This is a genomic window from Mesobacillus zeae, from assembly GCF_003570705.1.
GTDB classification, from domain to species: domain Bacteria; phylum Bacillota; class Bacilli; order Bacillales; family Cytobacillaceae; genus Mesobacillus_C; species Mesobacillus_C zeae.
Genome location: NZ_QWVT01000004.1, coordinates 1 through 21,027 on the forward strand (window position 1 = coordinate 1; position 21,027 = coordinate 21,027).

Consider the following 21,027-nt stretch of genomic DNA (forward strand, 5'->3'; position numbering starts at 1 on the left):
TTGTTTAGTTTTCAAAGAGCAATTTAGTTAGCTTCGTTTATTAGAAGCAACTCTTATATACTACCAGGTTATTAACTTGGTGTCAATAAGTTTTTTACTTCTTTTTTTGGAGCTTTCGTCGCCGCATGTTCTTGTTTCGCAGCAACAGAATATAATATACCACCGTTATGAGAATGTGGCAATACGTTTTCTTCAGTTTTTTTTCCACTTATCAAAGTAAAATTTTTCACGCAACTCACTTGATTAGCTATCAAGCAGTTTCTTCGGCATCGAGGTATACATATATATTGTTGTTTCTACTAATTTGCAGCGACATTCATCTTTTAAACTTGCGGAAAATAAAAAAGCAAGGCGGCTTTGATTTCACCGCCTTGCTTTTTTATATTATTACCGCTGGCGCATCTGCGGGAACAGCAGTACGTCACGGATGGATGGTGAATTTGTCAGTAGCATTACCAGGCGATCGATTCCGATTCCCAGTCCGCCTGTCGGCGGCATACCGTATTCGAGTGCTTCAATATAGTCTTCATCCATATCATGCGCTTCATCATTGCCCTGTTCTTTTTCTACCAGCTGGGCTTCAAAACGTTCTTTTTGGTCAATTGGATCGTTCAGTTCAGTGAAGGCATTTGCATGCTCTCTTGCCACGATGAATAGTTCAAAGCGGTCTGTAAACCTTGGATCCTCATCGTTTTTCTTCGCAAGCGGAGAAATTTCGACTGGATGACCGTAAATAAAGGTTGGCTGAATAAGCTTTTCCTCTACTTTTTGTTCGAAGAATTCGTTGACGATATGGCCATAAAGCATATGCTCTGTGACTTCCACGCCATGCTCTTTCGCAAGCTGGCGGGCTTCTTCCGTACTCATTTCTTTCCAGAAGTCGACCCTGGAATATTCTTTAATCGCATCAACAATGTGAAGCCTCTTCCATTGAGGTTTCAGGTCTATCTCATATTCCCCGTACTGGATTGTCGTGCTTCCGCACACCTCCTGGGCAATATGGGCAATCAGGTTCTCGGTTAAAGCCATAATATCGTTGAAATCAGCATACGCTTCGTAAAGTTCTATCATTGTAAACTCAGGGTTGTGTCGTGTTGATACGCCTTCGTTCCTAAATACGCGTCCGATTTCGTAGACTTTTTCAAGTCCGCCGACAATAAGGCGCTTTAGATGCAATTCGATTGCAATCCGCATATACAACGTCATATCCAGCGCATTGTGGTGAGTGACGAACGGACGGGCTGACGCTCCGCCTGCTATGGCATGCATCATTGGTGTTTCCACTTCAAGATAGCCGTTGTCATCCAGGTAACGGCGCATGGATTGAATAATTTTGCTTCGCTTAATGAACGTTTCCCTGCTTTCATCATTTACAATCAAATCAAGGTAACGCTGACGATAGCGCTGTTCCACATCCTTAAGGCCATGGAATTTATCAGGCAGCGGCCTAAGCGCTTTTGCCAAAAAGACAAATTCGCTTACCTTGATCGATAATTCACCGACTTTTGTTTTAAAAAGCGTTCCTTCAACCCCAATCAGATCACCGAGGTCAGATTCGTTAAAAATGCTGTACTGCTCTTCACCGACGCTATCCTGGCGAACGTAGATCTGGATTTGCCCCGTAAGATCCTTAATGTGCGCAAAGCCGGCTTTACCTTTGCCTCGCTTCGTCATGATGCGTCCAGCGATTTTTACGGATACATTCCCTGATTCGATTTCTTCCTTCTCAAGCTCGCCATACTTGCTGACAAGTTCATTTGTCATATGGGTCCTCTCAAAGCGTTTACCAAATGGATCAAGGCCTCTTTCCCTAAAAGCATCCATTTTTTCCCGTCTTACTTGTAGCTGGTCATTTAATTCTTCATGACTCATCGGATTCACTCCAGTAATATAGAAATTTTTATGTAAGCAGCTATTTTTGGATATACCTTTTATTTTACACAATTCGGGACCAAACAGTCTAGGTGAAAAACATCCAATCAGCCAGAGCGGTTGGAGTTGATGAAAAGCCGCCACAACTCAGGCAGCCAGCCCCAGCTGTTATAGAGAATAAAAAACTGCCAGGATTTTCATACTGGCAGTCGATGTCAATATTAAAGGTATTATAGAAAAAGTGGTTGACAATGTCAATGGCTACCCGACACTGACCTGTTTTTCTTCTTCCGCAGCTTCATCGGCATAATTCGTAAGCAGACCAACAAGTTCTTCCCTTGTGCTGCATTCATTAATCGCATTCCGGACACGGGCATTGCCTCGGATTCCTTTTAGGTACCACGCAGCATGCTTCCTCATTTCCCGGACAGCAATGTCTTCATTTTTTAGGGCAATCAGCCTGTCAAGGTGAAGGATGCACACATCGATTTTCTCATGGATGGAAGGGTCGCCGAGCAATTTACCTGTCTCAAGGTATTGGACAGTCCTGTAAATCATCCACGGATTTCCGAGAGCAGCGCGGCCAATCATGACACCGTCCACGCCAGTTTTTTCAAGCATCCTCTTGGCATCCTGCGGAGTTTTAACATCTCCATTCCCGATGACAGGAATCGCGACAGATTGCTTGACCTCACGGATGATATCCCAGTTGGCTGTTCCTTCATACATTTGGACGCGTGTACGCCCGTGTAGGGAAACAGCCTTACCGCCAGCACGCTCAACAGCCTGGGCGTTTCTCACAGCATAGATATGATCCGCATCCCAGCCCATCCTCATTTTAACAGTAACAGGCTTGTCTACAACATCAACTACGGCTGATACCATTTCGTAAATTTTATCGGGATCTAAAAGCCATTTAGCCCCGGCATCACATTTAGTGATTTTAGGTACAGGGCATCCCATGTTGATATCAATAATATCAGCATTTGAGTTCTTATCGACAAACTGAGCCGCTTCCACGAGGGTCTTCTTTTCCCCGCCGAAAATTTGCAGGCTGAGCGGTTTTTCGCGTTCATCAATGAACAGCATATCCATAGTCTTTTCATTCTTAAAAACGATCCCTTTGTCACTCACCATTTCTGCACACACAAGCCCTGCGCCGAATTCCTTGACCGTCAGCCGGAAAGCTGAATTACATACCCCAGCCATCGGTGCAAGAACAACAGGGTTCTTCATTTCGATATCGCCAATCTTAAGCATGGGTAACCTCCTTTGTTCATCATTATCTATATTTTCACCTTTGGCAGCTGTCTTCCTTTGGCGCGAGTTCATCGATGCTGACATCTAGTATGAAAGCCACTTGTTGTACGAACGCTTCTGTTGGAACACGGTTTCCTCTCTCGATTTCACCAAGAACAGAAACGGAAACACCTAGTTCCTTCGCAAAGCTCTCTTGCGTATAACCTTTCAGCTTTCGAAAAGCGCGAATACGTCTTCCCCATTTTTCTGCTTCCATATTCGGACTCCTTCTTCTTTATGCATTCTGTCCACATTGACCGACGGACCCGCCACTTGCGGAATACATGCTTCATGGCAGATTTCCATAAGCGGTACTATCACAAAAGCTCGTTCCCACATTCTTGGATGGGGAACAATAAGCGTCTCTGATTTAATATTTTCTTGATTAAAGAGGAGAATGTCAAGGTCTATTGTCCGCGGACCCCATCTTATTTCCCTTTTCCTTCCAAGTTGTTCCTCTATTCCGAGGCATACCTCAAGCAGCGAGAAAGGGTCCAAACCTGTCCGAATCTCTGCCACCATATTCAGGAAAGGTGCCTGGTCTTCATAACCAACAGGGTCGGTCTCATAAACTGATGAAACATTTACCACTTCTATAGCGTGGTGCTGATTCAAAAGACTGACAGCTTCTTCCAGATGGTTAAAGCGCTCTCCAATATTAGACCCTAACGCGATAAATGCGAGGTTTTCCATTAATACCTTCCCCTTGTTATTTCTACTTGCACTGATTTGTAATGTCCTGGAATCGGGGGATCTGGTTTAATCACTTTTACATGGCAGACTGCTGCCAGAGGGAACCTGTTCAGAATGACTGCCGCGATCTTCTCGGCGACTGCTTCGACAAGCTTAAATGGGGGGCCTTCCGCCACTTCCCTGCATACCTCATAAAGCTCCCCATAATTGATGGAGTCTTCAAGACTGTCGCTTTTTCCAGCCTCTGACAGGTCCGTCTCCACAGTAAGGTCTATGGCGAATCGCTGGCCAAGCTTCGTTTCTTCCGGAAAAACACCATGGTATCCGTAAAATTGCATGCCGTTCACATGGATTTTATCCACGGTCATTCCTCCTTCCTGTGAGAGCGTCCATCATTTTTGCCATCCTTGCCATTTCCTTTACATCATGGACTCTAATGATTTGGCAGCCTTTTTGGATTCCGTAACAAACGGTGGCACCCGTTCCTTCCAGACGTTCATCAACGGGCAGCCCAAGCACATTGCCAATCATTGATTTTCTTGAAGTCCCAAGAAGTACAGGGTATCCTAAAGCAGCCAATGTATCAAGATTTCTCATCATCAGCAGATTTTCTTCAAGACTTTTCGCAAAGCCGATACCGGGGTCAAGAATGATATTTTCGTCTTTCACACCCGCTTGTCGGGCTAGCGCAATGCTCTCGTAAAGATCATTGAGGGCATCCCTCATAAAATTTGTGTAATTTCGTCCTTCACGGTTATGCATCAATACGATAGGAACATCCGCCTCAGCTGCAACAGCCGCCATGGCAGGATCTGCCTTCGCGCCCCAGACATCATTGATTATATGCGCTCCGGCTCCAATTGCCTCCCTGGCAACATTAGCTTTATATGTGTCGATTGAAATCGGAATGTCAACCCTGGCTGAAACAGCTTCGATTACGGGCAGAACACGCTCAAGTTCCTCTTCAGCGGAAACAAGCGCAGATCCCGGCCGTGTTGACTCTCCCCCGATATCAATGATATCAGCACCATCCGCAGCCATCTCGGAAGCGTGCTTTACAGCAGCATCAATACGGCTGTATTTTCCTCCGTCAGAAAAGGAGTCGGGAGTCGCATTCAGGATTCCCATCACAAGTGTCTTCTCTCCATAATTGAGCCGGTATGGACCGGCCATCAATACACCATCGCTAGTTCCAGCCATTCATTCCATCCTCCAATGATAATTCACTTCTGCTCCATAAGCTTTCTCTGAAGAGGGCATATTGTTCATGGAGCCTCTTTACAGCTTGCCCATTCCTGCCCGGCATGCCTGTCCCAAAAAAGGATCGGACTGCCACTATTTCCTGGATAGAATTCGTCAGAAACACTTCTTCCACTCCGCTGATGTCCCCAGTCCGGTAAAATCCCGTTTCTATTTTAAATCCCGAACACTCCGCAAGCTTCATTACAAACTGACGTGTAATTCCATTCAGGATACCCGTTTCCAGAGAGGGAGTGTACAGTGTGCCTGATTTCAGCCAAAAAAGATTCGAAACAACTCCCTCCGCCAGAAAACCTTCTTCTGTTAAAAAGACTCCTTCGGTCCCGGGAGCATCGCCGATTTCTTTCTTTGCCAGCACATTGTTCAAGTAATGATGCGATTTTAACCTGCCTTCCCCCTCTGGTGTGTTCCTTCGTAAATTGAGTGAAACCGCAGTTTTTTCCGTCAACTCCGGGGCATCGCCCAACGGTTTCACAAAAATAAGCAAGTTCGGGGATTCATAAGGTTCAAGGCGCAGCCCTACTTCATGAGGGCCTGCCGACACATTAAGCCTAATATAGGCGTTCTCCAGACGATTAGCGCTCAGCAAACGTGCAAGCAACGGGAGAATATCTTCTCTTTTGTAAAATGAGCTTATGCCGATTTGCTCAAGTCCTGCATTCAGCCGTGCAAGATGGTCATCAAGGAGAAAGGGATGTCCTCTGTATACCCTGAACGTTTCAAATAAGCCAAGACCATATAAAAAACCATGGTCAAACGGAGAAATGCTAGCTTTTTTCTCTTCAATGATTTGTTCATTTATATACATATACACTATTATTCCACCTTCACTACAGGAGTTGGGCCTGCAGGGAATATAATCTGATGAAGTTGCGCAAAAGCTGCTTACCTGGCACGGTCAAAATGGATTCAGGGTGAAACTGCACTCCTTCCACCGCCAGCTCCTTATGACGGAGCGCCATGATTTCTCCTTCTTCCGTCCATGCCGATATTTCAAGCTCGTCCGGCAGCGTCTCCCGCTTGACGATCAGACTATGGTATCTGGCTGCAGGAAAAGGGTTGGCGATTCCTTCGAAAATGGTTTTTCCATCATGGTAAACCATCGAGGTTTTTCCATGCATCAGCCTTCCTGCCTGGATCACTTCTCCCCCAAACACTTGCGCGATTGCCTGGTGGCCCAGGCATACACCAAAAACAGGGACACGCCCTGAAAAATGGCTGATTACTTCCATGCTGATTCCAGCCTCATTTGGTGTACACGGTCCCGGAGAAATCATAAGGAATCCCGGGTTCAGCGCGTCTATTTCAGCAATGGAAATTTGGTCATTCCTAGCAACCTTCAATTCTTCACCCATCTCGCCAAGATACTGGACAAGGTTATACGTAAAAGAATCATAGTTATCAATCATGATCATCATGTTGCTGCACCTTCTTTTCCCTCAGCCAGCTGCTTTGCGTTCCATAGCGCAAGGCCTTTTTTGAGCGATTCCCTGTACTCGTTCCCTGCGACCGAATCAATCACAATGCCCGCACCAGCCTGGACATGCGCCATGCCATCTTTGCAGAGCATTGTTCTGATGATAATGTTCATCTCCATGTCGCCATTAAAGCCAATCCAGCCTAGTGATCCTGTGTAAATCCCTCTTCTGACCGGTTCTAATTCTTCAATGATTTCCATTGTCCTGACCTTCGGCGCTCCCGTGATGGTTCCACCAGGGAAAGTGGCGTGAATGATCTCAGGCCAGCCTTGCCCTTCAGCAATCTCACCTCTAACATTAGAAACGATGTGCATAACATGCGAGTACTTCTCGATCACCATATATTCGTCAACTTCCACTGTACCATATTTACAGACTCTTCCAAGGTCATTCCGTTCAAGATCAACAAGCATGACATGCTCGGCCTGCTCTTTCTCATTTTCGATCAGTTCAGCAGCAAGCCTGGCATCTTCCGCATCGTCTTTCCCTCTCGACCTTGTTCCGGCAATCGGCCTTGTGCTGGCCCATTCTCCTTTTTTCTTGATCAACAATTCCGGGGAACCTGATACAATCTGAAAGTCGGATGTATGGATAAAACCCATATACGGTGAAGGGTTGAATTTCCGGAGCTCACGATAAACAGCGATAGGAGGAACGGTAATCGGCCTCGATTGGCGGACAGACAGATTCACCTGGAAAACGTCACCAGCGGAAATATAGTCCTGAATTTTGTGCACTGCATCGATAAAATCACGCTCAGTCATTGAAACGTCAAGTCTATCCTCAGGCACAGCTCCGCGCTCCATAGCTCTTTCTGCTCCATCGGCAGCCGGCCCGCCTGAACCTTCCCATCTCTCCTTCCAAAAGACAGCCTTTTCGATTGCCTTGTTTACTTCTTCTGCCTTGTGCAGAACCATCACCCATAATAGATTCTGTTCATGGTCGTATACAAAACATTCTTCAAAAACGAAAAGCTGTACATCAGGGAGTCCAAGGTTATCAGTTGTCTCCGCAGGGAGCTTCTCAATCTGGCGCGCATAATCGTAGCTGATATACCCGATGGCTCCGCCTTGGAAATCAGGTAAACCTGGTACATTATCAACCTCATACCGTTTCAGCCATTCCTGAATCTGCTGCAGCTTATTCCCATTCCCTAAATCTAGATTCTGGTCTTCGCCACGAGCATTGATAGATAATCTTCCTTCTTTGACGGTAATGGCCGCAGCTGGTCCAAATGCAGCAATGCTATACTGGCCCCCTCTGCCGCTTTCGAGCAAAATATGATCCTTATAATTCTTTGAAAGCATACAGTACGTATCGAAAAATCTTTCGGCATCATATTTTATTTTTTTGAATTGAACAGCATATTTTGCCAAGCAAACACACCCCTCATATTCTCTCTTTCCCATCATACACGATGAAGGACATGCTTTTCACTCTCTTGATGCAGTTTTTTGCCGGAACAAATAAAGAGGCATGGGCCTAATACCCATGCCTCCCTATCTTATTCAGTTTCAAACTGATACAGTGGTGTGCTAAGGTAACGTTCCCCATTGCTCGGGATGATCGCAAGGACCTTCTTGCCTTTACCCAGTTTCTTCGCTGTCTCGAGAGCCGCATAAATCGCAGCCCCGGAAGAAATGCCGCCAAGAATGCCTTCTTCTTTTGCCGCACGTCTTGCAAACTCGAATGCCTGATCATTTTCCACCTTAATGACTTCATCATAAATGTCAGTATCAAGGACATCTGGAACAAATCCTGCACCAATTCCCTGGATTTTATGAGGGCCAGGCTTTCCTCCTGAAAGAACAGGAGAATCAGCAGGTTCAACGGCAATCAGTTTGATTCCTTTGTATTTTTCCCTAAGGACCTTACCAGTCCCTGTAATTGTCCCGCCTGTACCGATTCCGGAAATAAAGGCATCCAGCTGGTCACCCATCTGGTCAACAATCTCAGGCCCTGTTGTCTTTTCGTGGACTGCAGGGTTTGCTTCATTCTTGAACTGCTGCGGCATAAAGTATCCATTTTCATTCGCAAGCTCTTCTGCTTTTCGGATAGCTCCGCCCATTCCTTCTGGTCCGGGTGTAAGGACAAGTTCCGCTCCGTAGGCACGCAGAAGGTTTCGGCGTTCCATACTCATTGTTTCTGGCATGACAAGGATTGCTTTGTATCCTTTTGCTGCGGCCACCATTGCCAGGCCAATGCCGGTGTTCCCGCTCGTCGGTTCAATCAGTGTATCTCTGTGCTTCAGATCGCCTTGCTCTTCAGCTGCCTCAACCATAGCAAGGGCAATCCGATCCTTCACACTGCTTCCCGGATTCATATACTCGAGTTTCAAATATACATCAGCACTGTTTTCGTCTGCCATCCGATTCAATTTGACAATCGGTGTTTTGCCAACTAGTTCTGTAATTGAATTTGCAATTCGTCCCACTTTTCATTCCACCTCTTATTTCCGAGTATTTTTGTTGGTTTTAATAAAAATTTATCAGGCTTCCTGCCTATTGTCAATAAATATCAACCGGGACTGTGTTTTTTCTCGGTACATTTTACTGCTATCCGTTTTAGCAGTCTTTTAAACGCTGCCTGATCAAGCCAGTGACAGAAAAAGCACAGCCATCCGGCCATGCTTTCAATTTCTTTCGCTGCTATCGTAAAGTAGTTCTGCTTTTGCCTCGCCCCAGAATCGCCGCGCCGAAATAGGAGCATCCAGTTCCTCGAGCGCCAGTTTTCTGCGGATTTGGCTCTTCGCTTCTTTGAAAGTATATTTTTTTCCTTTTATTTTTTCATGAAGATAGATGACAGCATATCCGTTTTTTATTTTGACAGGATCGGACCATGTCTCCAGCTTCATCCTTTTAGCTTCTTTCATTACAGCCTTGTTAGTACGTCCATCCTGCGAATTGACAAAGCCGATGTCCCCTCCCTGGGCTGCGGAGAACTCATCCTCTGACCGTTCCAGTGCCAATGCCGGAAAACCAGACCCGCCTTTTAGCTCATCAACGGTTTGCTCTGCTTCCTTCCTTGTTTTGTGGATGATCTGCGAGAGATGGTACGACTCAGGGATATCGAACATTTTTTTGTTTTCCTTGTAAAACTTTTTCATGTCTTTCTCAGGAATTACAGCATCCCTTGCTGCCAGTTCCTCCAGCAGGATGTTTTGCCTTACCTGCTGCTCCAGTTCATTCCCGTTTAAGCCGGGTACTGCGTACATTGCTTTGTACATCGTGAGTTCCCGCTCTACTTCATTTTCGGGGACGTGAATGCCATATTTGTCTGCCGTTTCTTTAATCACTTCGCGGTCGACAAGATCCTTTAGCGTTTCATCCCCATAGCGGACCTCAAGCTCCTCCAGCAATTCCTGCTTTCTAATCGGTTCTCCTCCAACCTCAGCTACTGTCTCCCTACCGCCCGCCATTCCTGTAAACAGGAACAGGACGGTGACAAGGTTGACGGCAGCCAAACCAGCAATGATCAGCCACAGTTTCTTTTTCCCCAACATACCTTCCCCCGGTTACTTGGCGTTTTCCTTTAGTTCTTCAAGCTCTTCTTTTGTAAAAATGTATTTTTCGCCGCAAAAATGGCAGTGCACCTCTGCTTGTCCATCCTGTTCGATCATATCCTTGATTTCCGCTGCTCCAAGGCTGACAATTGCGTTGCTGAAGCGGTCCTTGGAACATGTGCACGTAAAAGATACAGGCATTGTCTCAAGGAATTTTACATTTCCTTCTCCCAAGACCTCTTCCAGTACTTCTTCAGGCGTAAGGCCTTTCTCAATCAGCTTGGATACAGGCGGGATTTCCTTCAACCGGGATTCAATCTCGCTGATCACTGCATCTTCTGCCCCTGGCATAAGCTGGAGGATAAAGCCCCCTGCGGCCTTTATTGTATTATCCGGGTTAACAAGCACTCCTACACCCACAGATGACGGCACCTGCTCTGATGTGGCGAAATAATAGGTGAAATCCTCTCCAAGCTCACCGGAAACAATAGGCACCTGCCCTGTAAAGAAGTCGCGCATCCCAAGGTCTTTCACAACCGTCAATGCTCCAGTCGTCCCGACTGCTTTCCTTACATCAAGCTTTCCATATTCATTCAAATCAAAGTGGACATGCGGATTGGAAACATACCCCCGGACTTCTCCTTTTGCATTGCTGTCGACAAGGATCAATCCAATTGGGCCGCCTCCCTCTACCTTAATAGTCAGCTTGTCTTCACCCTTTTGCATAGCACCCATCATGGCTGCGGCGGTCATCGTTCTTCCAAGGGCAGCCGATGCTATAGGCCAAGTGTAATGCCTGCGCTGGGCTTCGCTAACCGTTTCCGTGCTATTGACCGCAAATGCCCTGACTTGTCCATCATAGGCAAGCGCTTTTACCAAGTAGTCATTCATGTCGGTGCTCCTTCCTGATGTTATTTTTATTTGACTTGATCAACGTTCCTTTTATAAATAATCTGCAACCCTTTCAATGTTAAAAAAGGATCGACAATATCAATTAAATCGGATTCCTGCGCAATCAAGGAAGCCAATCCGCCTGTGGCTATAACCGTAGGTTCTGTCTCGCCGATGGCTTTCATGCGTTTAACAATACCTTCCACCTGGCCGACATAACCATATACAATCCCTGACTGCATGGCAGATACTGTGTTCTTCCCGATGATATCATCAGGACGGGTGATTTCGATGCGGGGCAGTTTTGCTGCACGCGAATAAAGAGCTTCCGTCGAAATTCCAATTCCCGGCGCAATGGCCCCGCCCATATATTGCTTATGTTCATTCACATAGCAATAGGTAGTGGCCGTGCCAAAATCGACAATAATGAGTGGGCTGCCATATTCACGGATGGCCGCAACGGCGTTCACAATCCGGTCTGCACCTACCTCGCGCGGATTTTCATATTTAATATTAAGGCCTGTTTTGATTCCCGGCCCCACAACGAGCGGCTTCACCTGGAAGTATTTCTGGCACATTCTTTCAAGGGCAAACATAATTGGAGGAACTACAGATGAAATGATAATGCCATCAATGGCTGAAAAAGAAAGTCCCACATGGCTGAAAAGAGATTTGATCACCATGCCATACTCATCTTCACTCCGATGGCGGTTTGTCTCTATTCTCCAATGGTGTTTCAGTTCATCCTGTTCATATACCCCTAAAACTATATTCGTATTCCCTACATCAAATACAAAAATCAAGTTTCTCACCACTCTATTTTATTTTTCAAAACTCACACTGCACACATCATAACATAACTAAAAACAAAAGCGGAAGTGATGCGAAGCCCCGCATGCAAGTATTAAACTGCATGGAAAATAGACAAAAAAAAGGCGCCCGCATATGGGGCGCCTTCTTCTTATTTCTGTTCATCATCCGGATTGTCAGTAGGTGTGTTTCCACGAACTTCGGTAATTTCACCTTCGCCCGCCGCCTCATCTTTTTTGGAACTGATGTTCACAATCACATCGTCGTTCTGTTTGATAGGCGCATTCTTTTCCGGAAGTTTACCTGTATCGATCAGATGTTTGATCTGATCTGCGTCAAGCGTTTCTACATCCAATAGGGTTGTTGCAATTAAATCAAGCTTATCTCGGTTTTCAGTAAGGATCTGTCTTGCCTTTTCATAACATTCCTTAATGATCCGCTGGATTTCAAGGTCGATTTCATAGGCAATCGCGTCGGAATAATTCTGCTCATTGTTAAAATCACGGCCAAGGAATACCTGTCCCTGCACCTGACCAAACTGGAGCGGTCCAAGCTTGTCGCTCATACCGAATTCAGTAACCATCCTTCTTGCTATCCCGGTTGCACGCTGGAAGTCATTGTGCGCACCTGTGCTGACCTCGCCAAAGACGACTTCTTCGGCAACGCGCCCGCCCAAAAGGCCGGTAATTTTATCAAGAAGCTCTGGCTTTGTCATGAAATAACGGTCTTCTTTCGGAAGCATGACCGCATATCCGCCAGCCTGTCCCCTTGGTACAATCGTTACCTTGTGAACAATATCAGCTTCATCGAGTACGAGGCCGATAACAGTGTGTCCACCTTCATGGAAAGCAACAATCTTACGTTCTTTTTCAGAAATAACACGGCTCTTTTTAGCCGGACCGGCAATGACACGGTCTGTCGCTTCATCGATATCGGACATCTGAATTTTCTTCTTGTCGCCCCTGGCTGCAACTAGTGCAGCTTCGTTAAGAAGGTTTTCAAGATCCGCTCCAGAGAAGCCTGGAGTACGCTGGGCAATGCTTTTTAAATTCACGGAATCATCCAAAGGCTTGTTCCTTGCATGGACCTTCAGTACAGCTTCACGCCCTTTGACATCTGGACGGTCTACTGTGATCTGGCGGTCGAAACGGCCAGGACGCAGAAGCGCCGGGTCAAGAATATCAGCCCTGTTGGTCGCAGCAATGATGATGATTCCTTCATTAACGCCAAACCCGTCCATTTCAACAAGCAATTGATTTAGGGTCTGCTCGCGCTCATCATGACCTCCGCCAAGTCCTGCACCACGCTGACGGCCGACTGCATCGATCTCATCGATGAAAATAATACAAGGTGCATTCTTTTTCGCTGTTTCAAATAAATCACGTACACGGGAAGCACCGACACCTACAAACATTTCAACAAAGTCGGAACCGCTGATAGAGAAAAACGGAACACCGGCTTCTCCTGCTACAGCACGTGCAAGCAATGTTTTACCGGTTCCAGGAGGTCCCACAAGCAGAACACCCTTCGGAATGCGGGCGCCAAGCTCGGCAAATTTGCGAGGGTCCTTCAGGAAGTCGACCACTTCGACAAGCTCCTGCTTTTCCTCATCTGCGCCTGCGACGTCTTTGAAACGGGCTTTTTTCTTTTCGTCATTATAAAGCTTCGCTTTGCTTTTTCCGAAATTCATGACCCTGCTGCCGCCGCCCTGCGCCTGGTTCATCAGGAAGAAGAACAGGATGAAAATAATGATGAACGGGACGATTGATGTTATGAACGTGATCCAACCGCTCGTTCCTTTTGCTGGCAAAACTTCAACCTTTGCTTCTTTAGCAGCCTGGCGGATCTGATTTACCTGATCCTCGCTGTTCAGTACATAGGTAAGGAAAAACTTATCTTTTTTCTGACCTTCAAGCTGGCCTCTAACCTCATATACGCCGCTTTCAGGCTGGATGGTCAAGGATTTGAAATCCCCTTTTTCAACGTGAGTGATGAATTTATCATATGTGATATGCTCTGTTGGTTCGTTGTTGCCGTTAAAGAAGCTTACTACACCAATGATGACCAAGAATATTAATAAATAAAAGATGGTATTACGGAAGATCCGATTCATCCCTTACCTCCTCCCACAGTAGAAAAACTATAGTAAATAGTATCATAGAAATTTATGGCTATTCAAGGAATTGACCTTATGCAATGCGCGGGGTCTGCAGGTGCCCAAACTTCCCCCGGAAAGTTTACTCGCTCTTCGTGTACACCTCTGGTTTGAGGATGCCGATATATGGGAGGTTTCTGTATCTTTCCGCATAATCCAGTCCGTAGCCGACGACAAATTCATCAGGTACGATAAATCCGACATAATCAGCCTCAATGCCTGATTTCCTGCCTGTTGGTTTATCAAGCAGCGTAACAATCTTGATGGTCTTTGCTTTACGGTAACGGAAAAGCTCCACGAGATAGCTCAGGGTCAAGCCGCTATCGATAATATCCTCGATGATCAGAATGTCCCTGCCTTCTACGGATGTATCGAGATCTTTAAGGATTTTGACTTCCCCAGATGATACAGTGGATTTCCCATAGCTTGAAACATCCATAAAATCCATTTCAAGGTGTGTGTCAATTCTCTTCAGCAGATCGCCCATAAACGGCATTGCGCCTTTCAGAACACCGATCGCTAAAGGAAAACGGTCTTTATATTCCTCTGTAAGCCGTGCTGCTAGTTCTCTTGTTTTTGCCTGAATCTCTTCTTCAGAAAAAAGTACTTTTTCAATATCTTGTTTCATGATCGATGCGCCCCCTGGAAGAATCAATACTTATTATATAAAAGCTGCATGTAATTCCCGCTCTCCCGGCTTTCGACTGATAAGCTGGATTTTTTCAGACCTGGAAGCCATAGAATGCGCCCGGTGCTGTCTGTTACAACCGGCCAGGCATCCCTTGCGGATAACGGGATTTTTTCATTAATAAAAATATCTTTTATCTTTTTCGTTCCGTCCATACCTAGTAATGTCATCCGGTCCCCGGCTTCCCTTGTCCTGATCACAATCGGCCAGGCTACTTCAGCAGCATCAAAGCAAATGGACCAGCTGCGCTTTGGCCCGCAATCCGAACCGTGTTCCATTCGGGCTTCAATTGTATCTCCTGATGGCAACACAACCGTCCCAGGCCCGTCTAATTCGAACCAGTATGGCTGGGTGGCGCAGCTTTCATCAGAAAGCAGGAACTGACATTTCCGATATGATTTGACAACCTTTAAACCTTTTGGGAAATCAAGACTGCCAGATGGATGCTGGCTGCGGATGATTGAAAAGATTTTATCGATATGTACAGCGGAAAGAGAAGAAGGTTTTTCTTCATAAAGATAGTTTAATATTAGTTTAATCCCTCTTCTTTGTAAAGGCATTGGCATTTCCTGAAAAGAAGGGATATCAACCGTGATTCGGCCGCTGTCTTTCTCCATTACTGTATTCATTTTTCGTGCCGTTAATTCAGCAAGATAAACCTCATCCTCCTGAGTTTCCTCGCTGAATCTTTGAAAGTGTTCATGTACTTGTGGGTTTTCCCCTTTTAGGAACGGGATCACCCTGTGGCGGAAACGGTTTCGGCCATAAGTATCCTTATCGTTGCTCGGATCTCTTCTTGGCTCAAGGGTGTGAAGACGGCAATATTCTTCAAGGTCATCTTTTGTCAGGCATAAAAACGGCCTGATAAGCGTTCCGCTGCTAAATTTGCGGGAAAACGGGATTCCTGCTCTAGCTTTTCCTGAGCTTCCCCGCGTCAGTCTCATCAAAACTGTTTCAATCTGGTCATCGCCGTGATGCCCTAGTGCAAGGCAGGTCAGGTGATGTCTTTCCATAACCTTGCGGAAAACAGAATACCGCAGTTCTCTCGCTGCCTGCTGAGAACTGAGCCCGGTCTCTTTCATATGCTTCGGTACATCCATTCGTTCCATTTCAAAAGGAATGTTCCTCTGTTTACAGAAACGGGCAACGAACAGCCCTTCCTGGTAGGACTCCTCTCCCCTGAACATATGGTCTACATGGACTGCGATAAGCTTCAGGTTTAACTGCTCACGCTGCGACCACAGGTAATGAAGCAGTGCCAGCGAGTCAGGGCCACCGGATACCCCAACGGCAATTGCTTTTCCAGATAGATCGAATGAATGTCTTTTCATGAATGTTCGAACTGCATTTTCAATCATGGGGGGTCATCCTTTTTGCTTGAATTTCATTTACCCTGACCTTACATTCGTTAACCATTGATTATGCAATTGTCAGTATTAGTAGCTTACCATTATTATGGCGTTATTTTCAAAAGCAATTGGACGTCTTAACAAAACCTCCAAATTTGATCATGTTACTTTTACGTATGTAGCGGAAAAAAGTTTCAAAATAGCCTACACAAGCTGGCTATACAGGTAAAAAAAATAAATCAATGAAATGACAGCAAGAATAACAGCCGTTTCAGCCATGCCGCCCTTCTTCTTTTTTTGCACCGATGCCTGCCTCGATCTCGATGTCCTTGTCGGCGGCGGAGCTTGCTGCACCGTCTTTTTCGGAGCAGGGGCTGCCAGCTTACTTGGCTGAAGCACCGCGAGTAGGTCGGCTCGCATGTCACTTGCTGATATATACCGGCCAGTTAAAGCACGGTCGATTACTTTTTCATATTTTTTCAGCAAGGGGCTGGCTTGGACCGCCTTGATCAGTTGGGCCCTGCCGCCTTCTGCCCGGTTGAAACGCTTAAGATAGGCAGCATTAATGATAATCATTGCCACTGCAAATAAGTCATACTGTTCATCTGCCTTTCTGCTCCCCATTCCCCAATAGCCCCGATCAAAAAATTCCGTGAACTCCTTAATGGCACGCCCACTTACCGTTGTCCCTCCAGTATCGATACAGCGTATCCTTGCCGGGGGGCCTGTTACAATCAAGTTCTCTGGCTTCAAGTCCCCAAATACCCAGCCATTGCTATGCAGGACCTGTAGGTCTTTCAGAAGCTGGAGCATCAAGACACCCAGCCAGTCGGAGCCTTTTTTCTGAAGGAAGCTTAAAAGATCAGGTCCTTTAATAAACTCCATTACATAAAATGATATTTTTCCGTCTGGATATTCCCAATCGTCAACATCGAGCAAAGAAGGCCCAAGGGCAGATCCCTGGACCTTTGCAAATGATTTTAATACATTGACCTCCGATGTAATCGACATGGGGTTCTCACTCATTTTCAAAGCGACCTGCCCGTCTGTTGCCCTTGCGAGGTAGACTGTGCCGTTAGCCCCAAATCCCAGTTCCTTTATGACAGCATAGCTGTTTCTGTGCCACTTCCCATGGATTACTGTTCCTGGTTTAACATTACACTGATTCTTCGAAGGATTGTTCATCATCACTGGAAAGCAGACTCCTTAGTGAGCGTTTTTGCCGGAAGGAAGCAGCTGCTTCCCGCAAGGCCGGCCCTGTAGGTGTAATTCCGCCTGTTGTAAGCTTTGGAAAAACGGATGTCAGGGATTCCAATTTCGGCGTCCAGTCAAGAAGCTTGTCCGCCTCTCCCCTTTTCCCGGGAAATACTAAAACAGAAAAGCTATTCTCACCTGATCTGGCATTCAGGCTGAGGCTTAAATCAAGCAGTGCTTCTTTCACGGTTGGAAGCTTATGCTTCATGCTAGCGCTAGTGTCCACGAGAATGAGAACTTCAAGTTCAACTGTTTCTCCAAGCTCATCCACTACTTCCATGATTTCTCCGCGCTGTTCAGGCGGCAAGTCTTCCACCGTTTTCGCCCTTCCCAGAATTTGCTGTAATTCCTTGTTGACGACACCCTGAAGCGTCTGGGTCATCGCTTTTCTTGTTACCATCTGGACGGTCTGCGAAAGCTGCTGGGTATAGACTACCTGGCTTACGCCTCCGCCAGCCATTGCAATCGATTCTATTTCCTTCAACCCCTGGTCATCAATCACATCCTGTTCCATCACTCCGATGACATTCACGGTTACTCCCTGTTCCTTGGCAAGTGCAGCCATAGCAATTGGATCTTCCCCCTGGTTAGAGCATCCATCGGTAATCAGCAAAACCTGCTTTAGCGTCCCCGTTTTCATGATAATCCCCCTCAAATGGCTAAATTTGTTACCATTTTCGACGAATGGGAAAGGATTTATACATGAAGGCGGACTTCGCTTTATCACTTTACCGCATCGGGGGTCAGGCACGCTTTGGGAGGGTGGTGCACTGAAGCACGCTCTTGGCGGCTATGCCTGTTTCTGTTGTTTTGGGACAGGTATGGACGCCCACTTGGGAATGTTGTGGTCGATTTTGGCGACAACGACTGTCATATCGTCCTCAATGAGATTTGAACGCGAACGGATCACTTCCTCCATAATCACGTCGGCTATTCCCTGAGGATCTTCAGTTTTTAGCTCCTGGATTTTCCGTTTCATCCACAAATCATAGTTTTCAACGTGTTTAGGCCCTTCGAAGACACCATCGCTCATCATGATCAGCAGGTCTCCGGCTTTTAGCTGTTCACTGACGACATCGACTTCAACATCCTGCAGTATGCCCATTGGCAGATTGCTTGCCTGGATTTTTATAATTTTGCTGCCTCTTTTAATAAAGCTTGGCGTGGATCCGATTTTCAGGAAGCGGGAATAGGCATTTTGCAGGTCAATGACCGCAAGATCGAGAGTCGAGAAGATTTCATCCGTCGTCCGCAAAGAAAGGATCGAGTTAACAGATTTGATTGCCACCTTTTCCTCTATTCCTGATTGGAGGATCTGCTGGAGCAGCATGAGGGTTTCCTGGCTTTCGGTATGGGCACGCTCCCCGTTCCCCATCCCATCGCTGATCGCAATGGCGTATTTGCCCCCGCCAAGCTCAATGGTAGAGTAGCTGTCGCCTGACACAAGGTCGCCATCCTTCGCCGCGTGGGCCACCCCTGTATACACAACAAACGCCTTGGCCGATTTGAAAGTCACTTGGCAGCAGCCATTGGGATAGGCAGAGCATTGCTCGGAGCTGACCAGAATCGTTTCTCCTAGAATATCCGAAAGCATAGGTGCTATCAGTTTTTCGCATTCCCCATGTCCCCGGCAATAGGGGATGGTCATGTCGATATCAACACTTCCCTGGGCAAGGCTGTAGATTTCCACGTGCTCAATTTGAACGCCAAAGTCCTGCAGTGCCTCAAGGATCTGTTCTTCCTGCTTATGGTGATTTTCCCGTTCCCGCTGGATTTCCTTTGCGAAATCCCCCATGACCTCAGACACTCCAAGCAGCTGCTCTGCAACGATTTTCCTGCTCTCCTGCACTTGTTTCTTCAGCTTGCGGTTTGCCTGGAAAAGCGTGAGCTGCTGGTGCATCACCTCAAACACTTTCTTTGATCTCGTACAATGTTTCTCCCAATCCCTAGTAAGCTTTGCGGAAACATTTCCGTTATTATGGTCCATCTCATGCATAATTGTTCCCATATAATCATAGGTTGTATTAAAATTCCTTACCCAGCAATGGTCTTTTTTGAAGCAAGTCTGGCAAGTCTTTTCCGTCACATTGCTTAAAAAATAATCAAGGCCGCGATCGGACTCCTCGGAGTCATCCTGCTGATCATTAATAGACGAAAAGCTTTGTGAGAGCGCCTGAAATACATTTGAAAACTGTGAAACTCTCCGTGCGGTGACATCGCGCATTTTTCTCATATATTGCTGCTGTTCGGCTGAATACTCAGGAGTTCCGGGAATATGCTTGGCAATCCTTGAAGTCAAAGCGGCGGGCGTCAGTAAAAACAGCAGCACAGCTGCTCCCGACTCCATCAGCGTCTTGTTCAAGGCTTCGCCCGCCTCGCCATACATCCCGATTAAGAGCGTAGCAATGATAAGGCCGACAGCCACCCCAGGCTTCTTCCCTTCCTTCAGCAAGCCCCCTAGAAGACCTGAAAAGGCAAGGAGACTCATATGATAAAAGCTTGATACATTCGCAAGGCTTAATATCAATCCTGTAACAACACCAACCGTAGACCCTACTGTTGCACCGGCGACAAAGGAAAACAGCAGGACAAGATATCTCGACATGATGTGCTCCACGGAAAGGTCATATACCGACCAGCCAATCGTTCCGGTCATAACTGAAGCAAGCATAATGATCAAACAGACAATTTCCTCGGTCTTCAATGATTGCTTTCTCTTACCCGTTGTCAGCAGCGGAATACTTTGAAGGAAGATCAATGTAAGAATGAGGCCCAGCCCCGCTTCCACCCCGGCCATTGCCGTTCCATAGACCGAAAAGCCAGAGGAAAAAACCGCTAATTTGAATAATTCCCCTGTTATTATAGTGGTAAATACATAAAATGGGAGGGCGCGCATTTCATTTTTTACCCATTTCCCCATACTGCGGAACAAGATTAAAAATAAAAAGATAACCCCGAAGGTCACTGCTGCATCCGTAAGAGCTAATGTGGCTGCCCCGGCGACAAGACCCAGGAAAGCGATAGGGGCCCGGTCTTTTTTCAGAAAATATACCGCAGCGAAAAAGGGGAGGGCAAAAGGAGCCAGCTTTCCGAGAATCAATGCCCGTCCAAGCAGGAAGCCGAGAAAAAGAAAAATATAGCCTTTTCTCAAGAATATATTTTCAACCTGTGCCTGCAGCCTGTTATACAAACCGATAAGATCAAATTTTGGTTTTACCAGATTAAGATCTCCTGTAGGATTTAACATATTCCTTTCCACGTTTTGCATTGTTTCACGCTCCCCGGTTTTTTTATCTTTGGGGATTATTATAAAAGGTAAATTTTCAGAATTTTGTCAAAACAACGGACAAGCCTTAAAGTTTCTTTCGACGGTTTTCACCTAAAAACAACGACACCTTGGAAAAATAGATGATTAAAACATGGGGCGGTGGTGCTTCACGGAGAAATGGAACCCTTTTTCAAGCCTTAACTTGGAGAAAACTTAAAAAGATTGCTGTTTTTATAAAATTATGTTGACAGAAAATCAATCTCTGGTTAATATATTTCTTGTGCCTCAAATAAGAGGCAGTATTTTGGCGGTGTAGCTCAGCTGGCTAGAGCGTACGGTTCATACCCGTAAGGTCGGGGGTTCGATCCCCTCCGCCGCTATAAGAAAAGCGAAAGTCCCCGTACAGTGGCGAAGTCTGCTAGACGTTTGGCACTGACGCTGGACAAGCAAAAATGCTGCGGTAATCGCAGCCCGCGGCCCCTTGGTCAAGCGGTTAAGACACCGCCCT

The 21,027-nt window shown here is 46.3% G+C and carries 19 protein-coding genes and 1 tRNA gene; 1 reads left to right on the forward strand and 19 read right to left on the reverse strand.

Annotated features, from left to right (window positions below; translation table 11 throughout):
• Positions 1 to 387: 387 nt before the first annotated feature.
• The 19 genes from lysS to spoIIE all read right to left on the reverse strand — a co-directional run bounded on the left by lysS (position 388) and on the right by spoIIE (position 20,519).
• Positions 388 to 1,872, reverse strand: coding sequence for a lysine--tRNA ligase (gene lysS / locus D1970_RS01490; RefSeq protein WP_119111122.1), 1,485 nt, complete (start codon positions 1,870 to 1,872; stop codon positions 388 to 390).
• A 261-nt stretch (positions 1,873 to 2,133) separates the two neighbouring features.
• On the reverse strand, positions 2,134 to 3,132 hold the full coding sequence (dusB, locus tag D1970_RS01495) for a tRNA dihydrouridine synthase DusB (protein ID WP_119111123.1): 999 nt from the start codon (positions 3,130 to 3,132) through the stop codon (positions 2,134 to 2,136).
• Between the two features lie 34 nt (positions 3,133 to 3,166).
• Positions 3,167 to 3,388 carry a helix-turn-helix domain-containing protein gene (locus D1970_RS01500; protein WP_119111124.1) on the reverse strand — a complete coding sequence of 74 codons (222 nt, stop codon included), beginning with the start codon at positions 3,386 to 3,388 and terminating at the stop codon, positions 3,167 to 3,169.
• Positions 3,340 to 3,864, reverse strand: a complete 525-nt coding sequence (gene folK, locus D1970_RS01505) for a 2-amino-4-hydroxy-6-hydroxymethyldihydropteridine diphosphokinase (RefSeq protein WP_119111125.1) — start codon at positions 3,862 to 3,864, stop codon at positions 3,340 to 3,342. Before folK ends, D1970_RS01500 begins: the two co-directional genes overlap by 49 nt.
• Entirely contained in the window at positions 3,864 to 4,226 is a 363-nt protein-coding gene (gene folB, locus D1970_RS01510; RefSeq protein ID WP_119111126.1) for a dihydroneopterin aldolase, read from the reverse strand. Before folB ends, folK begins: the two co-directional genes overlap by 1 nt.
• Complete coding sequence (gene folP, locus D1970_RS01515; protein WP_181213470.1) at positions 4,219 to 5,064, reverse strand: dihydropteroate synthase; 846 nt, start codon at positions 5,062 to 5,064, stop codon at positions 4,219 to 4,221. The genes folB and folP overlap by 8 nt, the downstream gene beginning before the upstream one ends.
• The gene (gene pabC / locus D1970_RS01520) at positions 5,051 to 5,938 is read right to left on the reverse strand and encodes an aminodeoxychorismate lyase (protein WP_119111127.1); all 888 of its coding nucleotides are present in this window, start codon (positions 5,936 to 5,938) and stop codon (positions 5,051 to 5,053) included. Before pabC ends, folP begins: the two co-directional genes overlap by 14 nt.
• A gap of 16 nt (positions 5,939 to 5,954) precedes the next feature.
• Positions 5,955 to 6,542, reverse strand: a complete 588-nt coding sequence (pabA, locus tag D1970_RS01525; RefSeq protein WP_119111128.1) for an aminodeoxychorismate/anthranilate synthase component II — start codon at positions 6,540 to 6,542, stop codon at positions 5,955 to 5,957.
• Positions 6,539 to 7,909, reverse strand: coding sequence for an anthranilate synthase component I family protein (locus D1970_RS01530; protein ID WP_181213472.1), 1,371 nt, complete (start codon positions 7,907 to 7,909; stop codon positions 6,539 to 6,541). Before D1970_RS01530 ends, pabA begins: the two co-directional genes overlap by 4 nt.
• Before the next feature lie 197 nt (positions 7,910 to 8,106).
• Positions 8,107 to 9,036 (reverse strand): cysteine synthase A, encoded by a 930-nt coding sequence (gene cysK / locus D1970_RS01535; RefSeq protein WP_119111129.1) that lies wholly within the window; start codon positions 9,034 to 9,036, stop codon positions 8,107 to 8,109.
• 198 nt (positions 9,037 to 9,234) lie between these two features.
• Positions 9,235 to 10,104, reverse strand: a complete 870-nt coding sequence (locus tag D1970_RS01540; protein WP_246370326.1) for a peptidyl-prolyl cis-trans isomerase — start codon at positions 10,102 to 10,104, stop codon at positions 9,235 to 9,237.
• A 12-nt stretch (positions 10,105 to 10,116) separates the two neighbouring features.
• Positions 10,117 to 10,995, reverse strand: a complete 879-nt coding sequence (gene hslO / locus D1970_RS01545) for an Hsp33 family molecular chaperone HslO (RefSeq protein WP_119111130.1) — start codon at positions 10,993 to 10,995, stop codon at positions 10,117 to 10,119.
• A 26-nt stretch (positions 10,996 to 11,021) separates the two neighbouring features.
• Positions 11,022 to 11,798: a type III pantothenate kinase gene (locus D1970_RS01550; protein ID WP_119111131.1), complete on the reverse strand. Its 777-nt coding sequence runs from the start codon at positions 11,796 to 11,798 to the stop codon at positions 11,022 to 11,024.
• A 158-nt stretch (positions 11,799 to 11,956) separates the two neighbouring features.
• Entirely contained in the window at positions 11,957 to 13,918 is a 1,962-nt protein-coding gene (gene ftsH, locus D1970_RS01555) for an ATP-dependent zinc metalloprotease FtsH (protein ID WP_119111132.1), read from the reverse strand.
• Positions 13,919 to 14,042: 124 nt separating this feature from the next.
• Complete coding sequence (gene hpt, locus D1970_RS01560) at positions 14,043 to 14,588, reverse strand: hypoxanthine phosphoribosyltransferase (RefSeq protein WP_181213471.1); 546 nt, start codon at positions 14,586 to 14,588, stop codon at positions 14,043 to 14,045.
• 23 nt (positions 14,589 to 14,611) lie between these two features.
• Positions 14,612 to 16,006 (reverse strand): tRNA lysidine(34) synthetase TilS, encoded by a 1,395-nt coding sequence (tilS, locus tag D1970_RS01565; protein WP_119111133.1) that lies wholly within the window; start codon positions 16,004 to 16,006, stop codon positions 14,612 to 14,614.
• Between the two features lie 195 nt (positions 16,007 to 16,201).
• Entirely contained in the window at positions 16,202 to 17,185 is a 984-nt protein-coding gene (gene prkT, locus D1970_RS01570; RefSeq protein ID WP_119111134.1) for a serine/threonine protein kinase PrkT, read from the reverse strand.
• Positions 17,154 to 17,906: a VWA domain-containing protein gene (locus D1970_RS01575; RefSeq protein WP_259339539.1), complete on the reverse strand. Its 753-nt coding sequence runs from the start codon at positions 17,904 to 17,906 to the stop codon at positions 17,154 to 17,156. The genes prkT and D1970_RS01575 overlap by 32 nt, the downstream gene beginning before the upstream one ends.
• A gap of 135 nt (positions 17,907 to 18,041) precedes the next feature.
• Positions 18,042 to 20,519, reverse strand: coding sequence for a stage II sporulation protein E (spoIIE, locus tag D1970_RS01580; protein ID WP_119111136.1), 2,478 nt, complete (start codon positions 20,517 to 20,519; stop codon positions 18,042 to 18,044).
• 306 nt (positions 20,520 to 20,825) lie between these two features.
• On the opposite strand from spoIIE, the gene D1970_RS01585 reads away from it, so the two are divergent.
• Positions 20,826 to 20,899, forward strand: a tRNA-Met gene (locus D1970_RS01585).
• The last annotated feature ends 128 nt before the right edge of the window (positions 20,900 to 21,027 follow it).

Coding starts and splice junctions, on each gene's coding strand:
- D1970_RS01500 (WP_119111124.1), bottom strand. CDS start 3,388: ATGGAAGCAGAAAAATGGGGAAGACGTATTCGCGCTTTTCGAAAGCTG.
- hpt (WP_181213471.1), bottom strand. CDS start 14,588: ATGAAACAAGATATTGAAAAAGTACTTTTTTCTGAAGAAGAGATTCAG.
- folP (WP_181213470.1), bottom strand. CDS start 5,064: ATGGCTGGAACTAGCGATGGTGTATTGATGGCCGGTCCATACCGGCTC.
- hslO (WP_119111130.1), bottom strand. CDS start 10,995: ATGAATGACTACTTGGTAAAAGCGCTTGCCTATGATGGACAAGTCAGG.
- D1970_RS01540 (WP_246370326.1), bottom strand. CDS start 10,104: ATGTTGGGGAAAAAGAAACTGTGGCTGATCATTGCTGGTTTGGCTGCC.
- dusB (WP_119111123.1), bottom strand. CDS start 3,132: ATGCTTAAGATTGGCGATATCGAAATGAAGAACCCTGTTGTTCTTGCA.
- tilS (WP_119111133.1), bottom strand. CDS start 16,006: ATGATTGAAAATGCAGTTCGAACATTCATGAAAAGACATTCATTCGAT.
- pabA (WP_119111128.1), bottom strand. CDS start 6,542: ATGATGATCATGATTGATAACTATGATTCTTTTACGTATAACCTTGTC.
- prkT (WP_119111134.1), bottom strand. CDS start 17,185: ATGATGAACAATCCTTCGAAGAATCAGTGTAATGTTAAACCAGGAACA.
- ftsH (WP_119111132.1), bottom strand. CDS start 13,918: ATGAATCGGATCTTCCGTAATACCATCTTTTATTTATTAATATTCTTG.
- lysS (WP_119111122.1), bottom strand. CDS start 1,872: ATGAGTCATGAAGAATTAAATGACCAGCTACAAGTAAGACGGGAAAAA.
- spoIIE (WP_119111136.1), bottom strand. CDS start 20,519: ATGCAAAACGTGGAAAGGAATATGTTAAATCCTACAGGAGATCTTAAT.
- D1970_RS01530 (WP_181213472.1), bottom strand. CDS start 7,909: ATGCTTTCAAAGAATTATAAGGATCATATTTTGCTCGAAAGCGGCAGA.
- folK (WP_119111125.1), bottom strand. CDS start 3,864: ATGGAAAACCTCGCATTTATCGCGTTAGGGTCTAATATTGGAGAGCGC.